Raw genomic sequence first — 14,090 nt, 5'->3', positions numbered from 1 at the left:
TTTGCTGGCGGGGAGCGGCTGGGCCGCCCCCGTATCTTAGTGGCTGGCTCAGGCGGCGACGGCTTGTACTTCCATGGCGGCATCGGCAGCCATCTCAATCAGCGCGCGCTTGTATTCGTTCGGGAAGACTTTCACGAACTTGCCGCGCGCCGCGGCCCAGTCGTCGAGCAAGACGCGGGCGCGGGTGCTGCCCGTGTGCTTGAAGTGACGCTCGATCAGGCGCTTGAGGATGACTTCGTCGGCTTCCGGCACGCCGTCGCGGTGCTGGGTATGCCAGGCATCGCAGTCGAGATGCTGTTCCGCTGCGGACACGACCTTGTCCAGGCTGACCATGGCCGTGTTGCACTTGCTGGCAAAGTCGCCGGCCGGGTCGTATACATAGGCGATGCCGCCCGACATGCCGGCCGCGAAGTTGCGTCCCGTGTTGCCCAACACCACGACCGTGCCGCCCGTCATGTATTCGCAGCCATGGTCGCCCAGGCCTTCGACCACCGTGGTGGCGCCCGAGTTGCGCACGGCAAAGCGTTCACCGGCCACGCCATTGAAGAAGGCTTCGCCGGCGATGGCGCCGTACAGCACCGTGTTGCCGATGATGATGTTGTCCACGGCCCAGCCGCGGAATTCCGTATTCGGCCGCACGATGATGCGCCCGCCCGACAAGCCCTTGCCCACGTAATCGTTACCCTCGCCCACCAGGTCGATCGTGATGCCGTGCGCCAGGAAGGCGCAGGCCGACTGGCCCGCCGTGCCTTGCAACTGGATGTGGATGGTGTCGTCCGGCAAGCCGGCGTGGCCATATTTCTTCGCCACTTCGCCGGACAGCATGGTGCCTACCGTGCGGTTCAGGTTGCGCACGGGCGAGATGAAGGAGACGCGCTCGCCCTTTTCCAGCGCCGCGCGCGCTTGCGCGATCAGCTTGTGGTCCAGCGCCTTTTCCAGCGCATGGTCCTGGAACTCCACGTGGCGGCAGGCTTGGCCATCCGGCGTTTCCGGCTTGTAGAAGATGGCCGAGAAGTCCAGGCCTTGCGCCTTCCAGTGCGAAATCGCCTTCGATTTATCCAGCAAGTCGACCCGGCCGATCAGTTCATCGTAGGTGCGGATACCCAGCTGCGCCATCAATTGACGGGCTTCCTCGGCAACGAAAAAGAAGTAATTGACGACATACTCGGGTTTGCCCGAGAACTTGGCGCGCAGCACCGGATCTTGCGTTGCCACGCCCACCGGGCACGTATTCAAGTGGCATTTGCGCATCATGATGCAGCCTTCGACCACCAGCGGCGCCGTGGCGAAACCGATCTCGTCGGCACCCAGCAAGGCGGCGATAACCACGTCGCGGCCCGTCTTCATCTGGCCGTCGGCCTGCACGCGGATACGGCTGCGCAAGCCATTCAAGACTAATGTTTGTTGGGTTTCTGCCAGACCCAGCTCCCACGGCGTGCCCGCATGTTTCACGGACGACAAGGGCGAGGCGCCCGTGCCGCCATCGTGGCCGGCGACAACCACGTGGTCGGCTTTCGCCTTCGTGACGCCGGCGGCCACCGTGCCGATGCCCACTTCCGACACCAGTTTCACGGAAATCGAGGCGCGCGGATTGGCGTTCTTCAAGTCATGGATCAGCTGTGCCAGATCTTCGATCGAGTAGATGTCGTGGTGCGGCGGCGGCGAAATCAGGCCCACGCCCGGCACGGAAAAGCGCAGGCTGGCGATGTATTCGGACACCTTATGGCCCGGCAACTGGCCGCCTTCGCCCGGTTTCGCGCCCTGCGCCATCTTGATCTGGATCTGGTCGGCCGAGTTCAGGTAGGCAGCCGTGACGCCGAAACGTCCCGACGCCACCTGCTTGATGCGCGAACGCATGGAATCGCCTTCCTGCAGCGGAATATCGACGACGATCTGCTCGGCGCCCACGATGGAAGCCATGGTGTCGCCCTGGCGGATCGGGATGCCCTTCAATTCCTGCGTGTAGCGGTTCGGATCTTCGCCGCCCTCACCCGTGTTCGACTTGCCGCCGATGCGGTTCATGGCGACGGCCAGGGTCGCGTGCGCTTCCGTGCTGATCGAACCGAGCGACATGGCGCCCGTGGCGAAACGCTTGACGATTTCCTTGGCCGGTTCCACTTCGTCGAGCGGGATCGCCTTGGTTGGGTCGAGCTTGAACTCGAACAGGCCGCGCAGGGTCAGGTGGCGACGGCTCTGGTCGTTGATGATTTGCGCGTACTCTTTATAGCTGGAGAAATTGTTGCTGCGCGTGGAATGCTGCAGCTTTGCAATCGCATCCGGCGTCCACATGTGGTCTTCGCCACGCACGCGGAACGCATACTCGCCACCCGCGTCGAGCTTATCCATCAGCACGGGATCGTTGCCGAAAGCCAGCGCATGCAGGCGCAGCGCTTCTTCCGCCACTTCAAACACGCCGATGCCTTCCACGTTCGAAGCCGTGCCCTTGAAGTATTTGTCCACCAGCGACTTGTTCAAGCCGATGGCTTCGAAGATTTGCGCGCCGCAGTACGACATATATGTCGAAATGCCCATCTTCGACATGACCTTCATCAAGCCCTTGCCCACCGCCTTGGTGTAGTTATAGATGGCTTTGTCGGCCGATAAATCGCCCGGCAAGCCATGCGCCATCTCGGCCAGGGTTTCCATGGCCAGGTAGGGGTGGACGGCTTCCGCGCCATAGCCCGCCAGCAGGGCGAAGTGGTGCGTTTCGCGGGCCGAGCCCGTTTCAACGACGAGGCCGGTGGACGCGCGCAAGCCCTTGCTTACCAGGTGCTGGTGCACGGTCGAGGTGGCCAGCAGCGCAGGGATCGCCACCTGGTCGGCGCAGATGGCGCGGTCCGAGACGATCAAAATGTTGTGGCCGGACTTGACGGCGTCGACGGCTTCCGCGCACAGCGAGGCCAGGCATGCTTCCACGCCTTCCTTGCCCCAGGCCAGCGGGTAGCAGATGTCCAGTTCATACGACTTGAACTTGCCGCCCGTGTGGGCGCTGATGTTGCGCAGACGCGCCATGTCGTCAAAGCCCAGCACGGGCTGCGCCACTTCCAGGCGCATCGGCGGGTTGACGTTGTTGGTATCGAGCAAGTTCGGTTTCGGGCCGATGAACGACACCAGCGACATCACCATCGCTTCGCGGATCGGGTCGATCGGCGGGTTGGTCACTTGCGCGAACAGCTGCTTGAAGTAGTTGTACAAAGGCTTGAGTTTGTTCGACATGACGGCCAGCGGCGAGTCATTGCCCATCGAGCCCGTCGCCTCTTCGCCGGCCACGGCCATTGGCGCCATGAGGAATTTCAAGTCTTCCTGCGTGTAACCGAACGCCTGCTGGCGGTCCAGCAACGATGGCAGGGCTTTTTCGCCCTGCGCGCGGTCCTGTTTCGCCTGGCCTTCGGCCAGCTTGATCTCGTCGAGCTTGATGCGCACCGAGTTGATCCACGCTTTGTACGGCTTGGCGTTGGCGTAAGTGTTTTTGAGTTCCTGGTCATCGATGATGCGGCCCGCTTCCAGGTCGATCAGGAACATCTTGCCAGGCTGCAAGCGCCATTTCTGGATGATTTTCGACTCGGGAATCGGCAGCACGCCCGATTCCGACGCCATCACCACCAGGTCGTCGTCCGTGACGATGTAGCGGGCCGGACGCAAGCCATTGCGGTCCAAGGTGCCGCCGATGTGGCGGCCATCGGTGAACGCCATGGCGGCGGGGCCGTCCCACGGTTCCATCATGGCCGCGTGGTATTCATAGAAGGCGCGGCGGTTGTCGTCCATCGTCGTGTGGTTTTCCCACGCTTCCGGAATCATCATCATCATCGCCTGGGCGATTGGGTAGCCGGCCATCAACAGCAATTCCAGCGCATTGTCGAAGCACGCCGTGTCGGACTGGCCTTCATAGATCAAGGGGAACAGTTTTTGCAGGTCGTCGCCCAGCACGGCCGACTTCATCACGCCTTCGCGCGCGCGCATCCAGTTGAAGTTGCCTTTCACCGTGTTGATCTCGCCATTGTGCGCGATCAAACGGTACGGGTGGGCCAGCGGCCATTCCGGGAAAGTATTTGTCGAGAAACGCTGGTGCACCAGGGCCAGGGCCGAGATGCAGCGCGCATCCTGCAAGTCCTTGTAGTACACGCCCACCTGGTCGGCCAGCAGCAAGCCTTTGTAGACGATGGTGCGGGCCGACATCGATGGCACGAAGAATTCCTTGCCGTGCAGCAGTTTCAAGGCCTGGATGGCGTGGCCCGACGATTTGCGGATCACATACAGTTTGCGCTCGAGCGCGTCGGTGACCATGATGTCCGGGCCGCGGCCGATGAAGATCTGGCGGATGACCGGTTCCTTGGCGCGCACGGTAGGCGACATCGGCATGTCCGTATCGATGGGCACGTTGCGCCAACCCAGTACGACTTGTCCCTCGATGCGCACGGCGCGTTCGATTTCCTGTTCGCAAGCGATGCGCGACGCGTGTTCCTTCGGCAGGAAGACCATGCCCACGCCATATTCGCCAGGGGGCGGCAATTCCACGCCCTGCTTGGCCATTTCTTCGCGGTAATACTGGTCAGGAATCTGGATCAGGATGCCGGCGCCATCGCCCATCAGCGCATCGGCGCCCACGGCGCCCCGGTGATCGAGGTTTTTCAGAATCAGCAAACCTTGTTCGACGATCGAATGGGTCTTGTTGCCCTTGATATGGGCGACGAAACCGACGCCGCAGGCATCGTGTTCATTGGCTGGGTCGTACAGGCCTTGCGCTTTCATGGGCTTCTCCGCTGCATATGAGTATCGAAAAACTAGAGTAGTGCAACGCAACAAAAAACTCAACCACAACAATTAGGGTCGGAGTCGAATTAAATTCTATTCCGTCGCTCTAAAAATTTAATAGGGACATAGTAAAAGCAATTTCACTAAAACGTCAAAAAGAAACCATTTTTTTGTTTTAAATGCGAATGTGTTTCAACTGGCGTCCGCCGCAGCCACAATTTTGCGGGGACGACCCCGCTTGGCTGGCAGCACTTGCCGCTGCATTTTCAGTTCCAGCGCCTGCTTGAATGACTCGGAACCCAGCGGCCAGCCCTTCAATACAGCCTGTTCCAGGGCTTTTACCTGGCTGCTGCCCAGGCCTTGCTCGAACAGACGCAGATACGCCGCCTCACGGTCGAACGGCGTATTGCCGAGTGCCCAGTACAGGGCGTGGTCGGTAATGACGGGATCCGGGCGCACACCCGCATGGTGGGCATAACTGGACCATGCATGGTCCAATGCCTGGCCCACCAAACCCGTTTGCACGGGTACGCACTCCAGGTAGCGGCAGCAAGCAAGAAAGAAATTGTCGGGATCGATGACGGAGGTTTTGTAGCGCCCCTGCCACAAGGCACCTACACGGCCGTATTTCTGGTTGAAATACGGCACGTAATAGCGTCCCAGCCACTGCATCAGCTGCCCCAGGCCCGTGGCATCGGCTGGCGTCGCCAATAAGTGTAGCTGATCAGGTAACAAAACATAGGCGTGGATGGCCACCTTGAACATTTTCGCGCCCGTTTTCAGCCAGGATAAAAATTGCGCGTAGTCAGCCGCGTCCTGGAACACGGGCTGGCGGTTGCTGCCGCGCTGGATCACGTAATGGGGCAATGCTGGAATGATGAGGCGGGGCAAACGGGCCATGGCAGAATCGAAAAATGAAGGCTAAGACCTTGATTTTACACACTTTCACGTACAAGACGCGACTCTGACCCTGTTTTATTGAACATGCCGGGGAAAACGATTGACTCTGTCCCTCTTATGCAGCCACCACGCTTGCGGGTGGCTGGCATCGAGATCAGGACAGATTAAAACTGGCCGACAGGCTGTAGCCCTCGCCATACGCGCTGCGCAGCGGCAAGTCCTGGCCCAGGCCCGTCTTGGCTTTCTTGCGCAGCCGGTACACGAGCATGTCGACGCGGCGGCCCGCATCGGGATCTTCGCCGCCCATGCCGGCCACGATGACGTCGCGCGGCACGGGGCGGGTGTTGATGGTCAACAGGTGCAGGAAGTTGAATTCCTTTTCCGTCAGGGCGATCACAGCGCCCATCAGTTCAAGTTGGCGAGCGCTTACTTTCAAGGTCCACTTGCCCGGCTCGGGCACGGGGTCTTGCGGCCCCACGCGGCGGTCGAGCGCCTCGATGTGGGCGGCCAGTTCAGGGAATTTGATCGGCTTGGTCAGGTAATGGTCGGCGCCCAGGCGCAAGCCCAGGATGCGGCTGTCGAAAGCGACACGCCCCGTCAGCACCAGTACGCCGATTTGCGGATACAGCTGGCGCATGCGGGGGATGACGTTGAAGCCGTCCTCATCGGGCAAGCCCAGGTCCAGTACGACCACGCCGACATTGCCATGACTCAACGCCGTCCACATCCCGCCAGCGGAGCTGGTGATATGGACTTCGTGCTCGAGCTCAACGAGAAACTCCGCCATGTCTTCGGCGTAGTCCAGATTGTCTTCGACGATCAATATTTTCGTCATTGCTACGCCATTCTTCCGTTAGTGAGCTACCGTGGGCAAACCATGCCATTCACTGCTGCACCATGATGGACGGCCTGATAGGTTTACGTCAAGGAATTATCACGGTTGCCTTCAGTGGAAGCAAGGCTTTTCCTTGCCTGGACAGGAAGCGGCAGCCAAATGCGGAAAATGGCCCCGCCTTCGGGCAGATTATGCCCCTGCAAACTCCCGCCATGCACCTCGACGACGGCGCGCGCCATGTACAGGCCCAGGCCCGCGCCCGGATGCGTCGCATGGCGTCCACGGCTTCCTTTCTCGAACAGCTGGGCCAGTTCTTCTTCCCGCAAGCCGGGCCCCGCATCGCGCACGCACAGGGCCACGCCGCCCTCGGGCACCAGCTTGCCCGACAGGATGATGGCACTGCCCGGCGCGCTGAACTTGACGGCGTTGTCTAGCAAGATTTTCAGGCATAACGCCATGCCGGGCACGTCGCAGCGCAGTCTGGCCGGCAAGTCCTCGTCGAGGTCCAGCTGCACGCAGTGACTGGCCGGCACGGTGGCGGCTGCCTGCTGCAGCAAGGCCAGCGGCGCGATGCCGTCGGCGGCCCGCTCGCGGCCAAGCGCTGCCATGCGTTCAGGTGACAGGTAATCATCGATCATGCCCAGCAGGCGGTCGACGGCCGTCTGGATTTTCACATAGCGCTTGCGCGTGGCCTCGTCGGTATCTTTCGATGTCGAGACGAGGCGCTGGATGGCGCCGTCGATGGTGGCCAGCGGCGTGCGGAATTCATGCGACAGCATCGAGGCGAAACGTTTTTGCTCCTTTTCCCGTTCCGCTTCCTGCGCCTGGGCGGCGCTGACGTCGCGCACCGTGCCCACCACCATCATACCGCGCCCCGCTGCTGCCGCGGGCACGATGGTCGAGCTGATTTCCAGCGCCAGCGGATGCCCGTCGGCATGCGGCAGCTCCACTTCGCGCAGCAGGGTCAAACGGCTGGCATCACCATCGCGCCAGCGCTGCAGCCGGGCCGGCACATCCGCCGCCAGACGCGACGCGTGCTCGCGCAAGGCAGGCAAGTCGTGGCCCGTCAGACGCGGCGCGGCGGGGCTGATGTAGAGCAATTCGAGAGTGGCGGCGTCGAGCAGGAAGGCCGCGTCGCGCCCGTGCTCGGCCAGCAGGCGGAACTGCGCTTCGCCCGCCCGCGCGCGCAGCAGGGCGCGGCGCAACTGGACGAAGCGCAGCGCCATGAGGATGACGCCGGCAAGCAGCAGGAGGAGAAAGGGCAGCATGCTTTATACCTGGCAAGAAAGAATCGTCAAGTATAAGCGTGCGGCAGCGTTAATCTTCCAGCGGGGCGAAAATCTGCTGCAAATCTTCTTGCGTGAGGGCCATCTTCTGCGACTCGCCCTCGGCCAGGATCGATTGCGCCAATTCCGATTTCTTTTGCTGTAGCAGCTGGATTTTTTCTTCCAAGGTGCCCTTTGCAATCAATTTATACACGAACACGGGCTTGTCCTGGCCGATGCGCCAGGCGCGGTCCGTGGCCTGGTTTTCCGCCGCCGGATTCCACCACGGATCGTAGTGGATCACCGTGTCGGCCGCCGTCAGGTTCAAGCCCACGCCGCCCGCTTTCAAACTGATCAGGAAGATCGGCACGGCGCCCTGCTGGAAGGCCGCCACTTGCGCACCCCGGTCCTTCGTTTCGCCCGTCAGCAAGGCGTAGGGAATGTCGCGCGATTCCAGCTCTTCCTCGATCAATTCCAGCATGCTGGTAAATTGCGAGAAGACGAGGATCTTGCGCCCTTCGTCGAGCAAGTCTTCCACCATCTGCATCAGGTCGAGCAGCTTGGCCGAGCCAGCCGACTGCTTCTTCGCCGGCAAGGATTTTACGAGGCGGGGATCGCAACAGACCTGGCGCAGTTTCAGCAGCGCTTCGAGGATCACGATCTGGCTGCGCGCCACGCCCTTCTTGTCGATTTCTTCGCGTACTTTTTGATCCATCGCAAGGCGCACGGTTTCATACAGGTCGCGCTGCGGTCCCGTCAATTCCACCTTGCGCACCATCTCCGTCTTCGGCGGCAGCTCTTTGGCCACATTGTCCTTCGTGCGGCGCAGCAGGAAGGGCTTGATGCGGCGGTTCAAGAGCATGCGGCGCAGCGGGTCATCCTGGCGCTCGATCGGATGACGGAACTGGCTATTGAAAGTTTTCTCGTCACCCAGCAAGCCCGGCAGCAGGAAGTGGAATTGCGACCACAATTCGCCCAAATGGTTTTCCAGCGGCGTGCCAGACAAACACAGGCGGTGGCGCGCGCGCAACAGGCCCGCGCTTTGCGCCGCCTTGCTGCGCGTATTCTTGATGTAGTGCGATTCGTCGAGGATGACCAGGTGGAAATCGTGCTCGCGCAGGGTTTCCTCGTCGCGCGGCAACAGGGCATATGTGGTCAGCACCAGGTCGCATTGATCGATCTGGTCGAATTGCTGGGCGCGGTCCTTGCCTTGCAGCAGCAACACTTTCAGGCTGGGCGCGAACTTGGCCGCCTCGTCCTGCCAGTTGCCCATCAAACTCGTCGGTGCAATCACGAGGGCCGGATGCGTGAGGCGTCCCGCTTCCTTTTCCACCAGGATATGCGCCAAGGTCTGCACGGTTTTACCGAGACCCATGTCATCGGCCAAAATACCGGCCAGGTCATGATCGCGCAGGAATTGCATCCACGCCAGGCCATCGGCCTGGTAGTCGCGCAGGGTCGCTTGCAAACCGGCTGGCGCCGCCACTTTTTGCACGGAACCGAACTGGCTCAGCTTGCGGCCCATGGCGCGCAGCTGCTCGCCGCCCGTCCAGCGCAGTTCCAGGCCCCGCGCCAGTTCTTCCAGGCGCGCCGCGTCCAGGGTCGACATGCGCACCGCATGTTTGATCTTGTCGCTGAAATACAGTTCGCCCAGGGTGTTGAGGATGGGGCGCACGCGGCCCCACGGCAGGGCCACGCGCGTGCCGTCCGGCAAGGTCGCCAGCATCTGGTCATCGTCCGCATGCGCCTCGATGACTTTCGGATTGAAATCGTTGGGCGCGTTGCGGATCAGCTGCACCAGCACGGGCAGCAGCGGCACTCTTTCCTGGTTGACGACGATGCCCAGTTCCAGCTCGAACCAGGCATTGCCGCTATCCGTGTCCTGGTCGTCGATCTCCGCATACCAGTCGCCCACGTCGCTCACGTCATAGCGATACTTGACCGTCTTTTCCACGATCCAGCCCTGCTCCAGCAAGGCGTCGATGCCGGACTCGGCAAAACGCAGCCATTCCGCCTGGGACGGCAGCAGCAAGGCGCCCTTCAAGCCGCTCAAGGGAGCGGAACCCGGCTTCTTGAATTGCAGCTCGGCCAGGGTGGCCAGCGCGCGCGCCTCGTCGTCCGTATTGCGCTGGATAATTTCCGTCACCTCGCCCACTTGCCGCACCACGCGCTGCGACGGGTCGAACGCGACGCGCTCGCCATCATAGTCGTAGGACAGCACGGCGAAATCGCTCCAGCGCTGCGCGCTGCCATCGGCCAGCATGGCGCTGTCGAGCAGCAAGACCGGTTGCGCGGGCACATCCTTGCGCAAGCGCTGCGGCAACGGTTGCGGCAGCGGCATCAAATGCTGCAAGCCCTGCGCCAGCAGCAGTTGCGACACGCGCACCTTGTCGTTCGCACTCAAAGGTGGCGCCTGCGCCACCAGCGCTTGTAGATCGGCGAGGGAAATATCGGAGCCGCCCTGGTTCAGTTCCAGCACGCCGCACGACAGGTTGTCGATGTACCACGGCGGATCGGTGGGCAGCATGTAGTCGATCTGGTCGGCGCCATGGTGCTTCGCGCCTTCCGGCGGGTCCACTTGCCAGCCCAGGCGCATGGTCTTGCCTTCGTCGCGCCAGAACAGGCGCGCGGGACGCACAGGACCTTCCTTCAACGGGTACACGAGGCCATTGCCCACATCGGCCCAGGAATTGGCCCACAACAATTTATCCTGCTCGGCCAGCATTTTCAGCAAGGCCGCACCCACCTTGCCCTTCGGCTCCGTGGCACTGCCCGTCTGCGAATTCTGTCCGCTACGCATGGCCACGAAGAAACGCACGAGGTCTTCGTCAGCCGGCGTCAAAAAGGTGGGCGGCGCGGACAACAGGGAAAAGATTTCGCTGATGGGACTGGCTGCCGCCACGTCGCCATTCGGCCGCAGCCGCGCCTTGTACAGGCACAGGGCCACGTGGCGGCCACCGCTGGTGGGCGCCAGCACGTAGATCAATCGATGCTGGTTGAGTTTGGGGTCCGGTTCGGCAATGCTCAGCACAGCTTTCGGATGGGCGGCAGCCTCCACCCGCTGCAGCCAGGTGGCGACGGCATACGGCAAAGGCGCTCCCGGCGCGCTGGCCGGGGCAACTGGGGTTTCACTGGTTTCGTCGCGGGTAAAATCCATGGGGCGCATTTTTGTGTAAAGGTCGTATCCAAATCGGCAACAGGCAATATTATCCGCCATACAGGCGTTGCTGGCTTGATTCACACACGCTCTTTGAACAGTTTTAATGCGCGATGCCTAAAAAATAAGTATTTAATACGACACTTGGGACCCGCAAGCGGCAAAAAGGGCCCTTCACGGGCCACTTCGCCGCCCGTGGACGGCTCTTGTCAGGCCGGCACAGTTTCTTCTTCTGCCACGCTGGCGGCCTCCACTACCGGTGCAGTGGCCGTGTCGGCCGGCGTAAAGTTGCGCAAGAACAAGAAGAACTGGCCCATCATCTGCGTCCACAGTTGCAGATTGATATTCAGGTACTCCTTGCTGACGCCGCCGGCGACCAGTACATCCATTTCCAGCACGACGAAATCGCCATGCTGGGCCACGCGGGCAAAACGCTTGCTGCGGTGCCATTCGGCCAGCAAGCCGGCCGGCAAGTCGCCGCCCTGCACGCGCAGCGGGCAGCTCAGGGTGAGGTCCGCGTACTGGCCAGGCGCCGCCTCATTGCCCCACAGCACTTGAAAGCCGATGCCATGGCTGGCGCTGTGCAGGCGTACGACGCCATCGTGTTCGATGCTCGTCACGGCGCAGCCGGCCGCCTTGATGGCGTCGGCCATTTGTTCCGCATTCAGGGTGCTCAGCAAGTTGGTGTTGGTGTGTTCCATCGTCATTCCATTTCAGCAAATAAAATTATTGGGGTGCCGGCGCGGGAGCGACCGGCGTGTCACTTGTTTGACGCGCATCAAAGCGGCCCTGGTACAGCTGGTCGCCATACTGCTGCGCGATTTGCTCGAGCTTGACGCGGCTTTGCGCGGCGAATGGCTGGCGCGCTTGCATGACGCCCAGCACGTCGAGCCCTTCATACGCTTGCAAGATTTCCTGCCCGGTCGCATACAGCTGGGCATTCTTGCTTTCGCAGCGCGCCAGGGCACCGCGCTGCGACGTCACCTCACCGTCGAGGCGCGCACGCTCCGCTTCGATCTGCTTGCCCGTGGCGGCCAGCTGCTCGCTGGCCTGGCGCAATTGCGCCAGGTTGGCGGCCGCCTCTTGCGCGGCGGCGGCGCTGCGCTGTTGCTGCTCGCCCAGTTTTTCCCGCTGCGCGCGCTCCTGCGCCAGCTGCGACTGGCTGCGCGCCAGGTCTTTTTTCAAGACATCGCTGGCGGGCGCGGCGGCTGGTGCGGCCTTGGCGGCAGGCGCGCCCTTGGCCTTGAGCAAGTCCAGCTCGCCGCGCGTCTGCTGCAATTGCGCCGTGACATTGCGCAACTCGGCCCGCAGGCGCTCCTCCATGCTTTGCCCCTTTTGCGCCTGCGCAGTGCTGGCAGCCAGTAAACTCAGCAGCAGTAGAGGCACGCGCATTTTGTTGGATATCAACATCATGGCTCCTTAAAAACGCGCGTTCAGTTCGATTTGCAGGGTGTCGATCGACAGCGCCGAACCGAACACTTCGCGGCTCGACGTCCAGCGACCGTTCAGCCAGGTATTCTTGTCGAGCGCATACGCGCCGCCCAGGTAATACCCGCGCGCATTCGTGCCACCCAGGTGGAAGGTGGAATCGTTGTAGGCATCAGGCAAGGCATCCGGTTCGATGCGCTTGTAGCCAAGTAACACGTTCCAGTCGCCGCGCGCCGCCGGGCTGGCCTTGCCCAGCGTCGCCTGCAGCATGTAGGCATTGCCGCCGCTCCTGAAATCGGCTTGCGAGACGCCACCCGTGCCGCCGAAGTTGTTCATGATGCCGCCCTTGGCGCGCGCCCACATGGCGTTCTTGTCGTAGGCCATGTTGCGCACATAATCGCCTTCGATGCGCAAGTCCGTGCCGCCGGCCACCTTGCTATCCCAGCGCGCATTCAGATTGGCCAGGCGGAATTTCGACGCCAGGCCGACGAATTGCGGCTGCGGCGTATTTGCCGGATCCAGCGGGTTCAACGCGATATTGCGCAGCAGCATCAAGCTATTGCCCTTCTGCATGCTCGATGGACGCGACCAGTCCGTGCTGCAGCCATCGGCGCCCGCGTACAGCGCACACGGCTGCGAGTACTCGCCGCTGATGTTGCGGAAGTTGTAGTAGGCCAAGGCGCCGCGCAATTGGTGGTCGCTGTTAATTTTCCACGAGGCACCCACCTGCGCGCCCAGCAGCCATTTGTTTTCGCTGGACATTTTTGCCTGGCTGCGGCTGGGCGCATTGTCGGACGAATACTCGAGCGGAATCAGGCCCAGGGTACCGAACACGGTGACGTCCTTGTTCGCACCCACCGGTTGCTGCACCTTGGCGGCGATGCCGTCAAAATTGAGTTCGCTGGAAAACAGTTCGTCGCCCGACACAAACGGGTTATCGAAACGGCCCGCCGTCAGTTTCAGCCACGAAGCGGGCTGGTAGGACAGCCAGGCCTGGTCCAGCCAGATGTTTTTCTTGCCCAGGCCACCGCCCAGGGTTTGCGTGGTGGACACCGGGCTGTCATCGTTGCCGCTGGCCAGGCGAATGCCCGCTTGCGTGTTGTCGGAAATGTCGGCCAGGATGCCCAGGCGGGCGCGCGCGCGCAGCAAGTGCTTGCGGTCTTCACGCGTGTTGAGCAGTGCCGGCAGGGCCAGGTTGGTATTCGAATTGACGTCGTAGCCGCTGCCGCTGTTGAGGGAGCGCCAGTCGATCTCGATATTGCTGTTGGCCATGTCGTAATAGCGCGATTCATAGCGCGCGCGCACGTCGCCTTCCAGGCGGATGCGCTTGGTCCAAGCCGGCGTTTCATTCGGTGCCGCCCAGCCGCCCGCCTTCGCTTCGGCCAGCACTTGTCCCTTGATCTCGTCGCGGATCTGCTCGCGCACGGTGTGTGAAATATACGGCACGCGCACATCGCCCGGCTGCACCTGCGCCAAGGCTGTTGGCGCAGCGGCCGGACGGGCTTGCGCCGCTGCCAGCGCTTCGCTCTGCGCCTGCGCCAGCAGCGCTTCGCCGGCATCCTTGTTGAGGGCGCCGCTCTGGATCAGGCCGCGGATCAGTTTGACCATGGTGCTGTCAGCCGGTGCAGTCTGGGCTTGCGCTGCGCCTGCCGCCATGCTCAGGGCCAAGGCAGCCAGCGCCAACGGAAGGCGGCGCAGGCGCTGTGGGGAAGAAAATATGGAATTCATTGTTTCTTTCGGTAAAAATTAAAAT

8 protein-coding genes are annotated in these 14,090 nt (G+C 62.0%); all 8 read right to left on the bottom strand.

Going from position 1 to position 14,090, the window contains the following annotated elements; genetic code table 11:
• Nucleotides 1–48 precede the first annotated feature (48 nt).
• The 8 genes from ACQ4WP_RS17300 to ACQ4WP_RS17265 all read right to left on the bottom strand — a co-directional run bounded on the left by ACQ4WP_RS17300 (nt 49) and on the right by ACQ4WP_RS17265 (nt 14,065).
• Nucleotides 49–4,749: a glutamate synthase-related protein gene (locus ACQ4WP_RS17300; RefSeq protein ID WP_436522724.1), complete on the bottom strand. Its 4,701-nt coding sequence runs from the start codon at nt 4,747–4,749 to the stop codon at nt 49–51.
• Nucleotides 4,750–4,944: 195 nt separating this feature from the next.
• A complete protein-coding gene (locus ACQ4WP_RS17295) occupies nt 4,945–5,652 on the bottom strand; it encodes a transposase (protein WP_436522722.1) in 708 nt (235 codons plus the stop codon).
• 154 nt (nt 5,653–5,806) lie between these two features.
• Nucleotides 5,807–6,487, bottom strand: coding sequence for a response regulator transcription factor (locus ACQ4WP_RS17290; RefSeq protein WP_034753797.1), 681 nt, complete (start codon nt 6,485–6,487; stop codon nt 5,807–5,809).
• 83 nt (nt 6,488–6,570) lie between these two features.
• Entirely contained in the window at nt 6,571–7,755 is a 1,185-nt protein-coding gene (locus ACQ4WP_RS17285) for a PAS domain-containing sensor histidine kinase (RefSeq protein ID WP_436522720.1), read from the bottom strand.
• Between the two features lie 49 nt (nt 7,756–7,804).
• Nucleotides 7,805–10,909 carry a DEAD/DEAH box helicase gene (locus ACQ4WP_RS17280; RefSeq protein ID WP_436522718.1) on the bottom strand — a complete coding sequence of 1,035 codons (3,105 nt, stop codon included), beginning with the start codon at nt 10,907–10,909 and terminating at the stop codon, nt 7,805–7,807.
• Nucleotides 10,910–11,118: 209 nt separating this feature from the next.
• Nucleotides 11,119–11,610 (bottom strand): YbjN domain-containing protein, encoded by a 492-nt coding sequence (locus ACQ4WP_RS17275; protein ID WP_436522716.1) that lies wholly within the window; start codon nt 11,608–11,610, stop codon nt 11,119–11,121.
• Nucleotides 11,611–11,635: 25 nt separating this feature from the next.
• Entirely contained in the window at nt 11,636–12,322 is a 687-nt protein-coding gene (locus tag ACQ4WP_RS17270) for a hypothetical protein (protein WP_436522714.1), read from the bottom strand.
• Nucleotides 12,323–12,328: 6 nt separating this feature from the next.
• Complete coding sequence (locus ACQ4WP_RS17265; protein ID WP_436522712.1) at nt 12,329–14,065, bottom strand: putative porin; 1,737 nt, start codon at nt 14,063–14,065, stop codon at nt 12,329–12,331.
• Between the last annotated feature and the right edge of the window lie 25 nt (nt 14,066–14,090).

The organism is Janthinobacterium lyxosi (genome assembly GCF_051380665.1).
GTDB lineage: Bacteria > Pseudomonadota > Gammaproteobacteria > Burkholderiales > Burkholderiaceae_D > Janthinobacterium.
The sequence above is the reverse complement of the archived record's forward strand: the minus strand, read 5'-3'. Positions and strand labels throughout refer to the sequence as shown.

Coding starts and splice junctions, on each gene's coding strand:
- ACQ4WP_RS17300 (WP_436522724.1), bottom strand. CDS start 4,749: ATGAAAGCGCAAGGCCTGTACGACCCAGCCAATGAACACGATGCCTGC.
- ACQ4WP_RS17295 (WP_436522722.1), bottom strand. CDS start 5,652: ATGGCCCGTTTGCCCCGCCTCATCATTCCAGCATTGCCCCATTACGTG.
- ACQ4WP_RS17290 (WP_034753797.1), bottom strand. CDS start 6,487: ATGACGAAAATATTGATCGTCGAAGACAATCTGGACTACGCCGAAGAC.
- ACQ4WP_RS17285 (WP_436522720.1), bottom strand. CDS start 7,755: ATGCTGCCCTTTCTCCTCCTGCTGCTTGCCGGCGTCATCCTCATGGCG.
- ACQ4WP_RS17280 (WP_436522718.1), bottom strand. CDS start 10,909: ATGGATTTTACCCGCGACGAAACCAGTGAAACCCCAGTTGCCCCGGCC.
- ACQ4WP_RS17275 (WP_436522716.1), bottom strand. CDS start 11,610: ATGGAACACACCAACACCAACTTGCTGAGCACCCTGAATGCGGAACAA.
- ACQ4WP_RS17270 (WP_436522714.1), bottom strand. CDS start 12,322: ATGATGTTGATATCCAACAAAATGCGCGTGCCTCTACTGCTGCTGAGT.
- ACQ4WP_RS17265 (WP_436522712.1), bottom strand. CDS start 14,065: ATGAATTCCATATTTTCTTCCCCACAGCGCCTGCGCCGCCTTCCGTTG.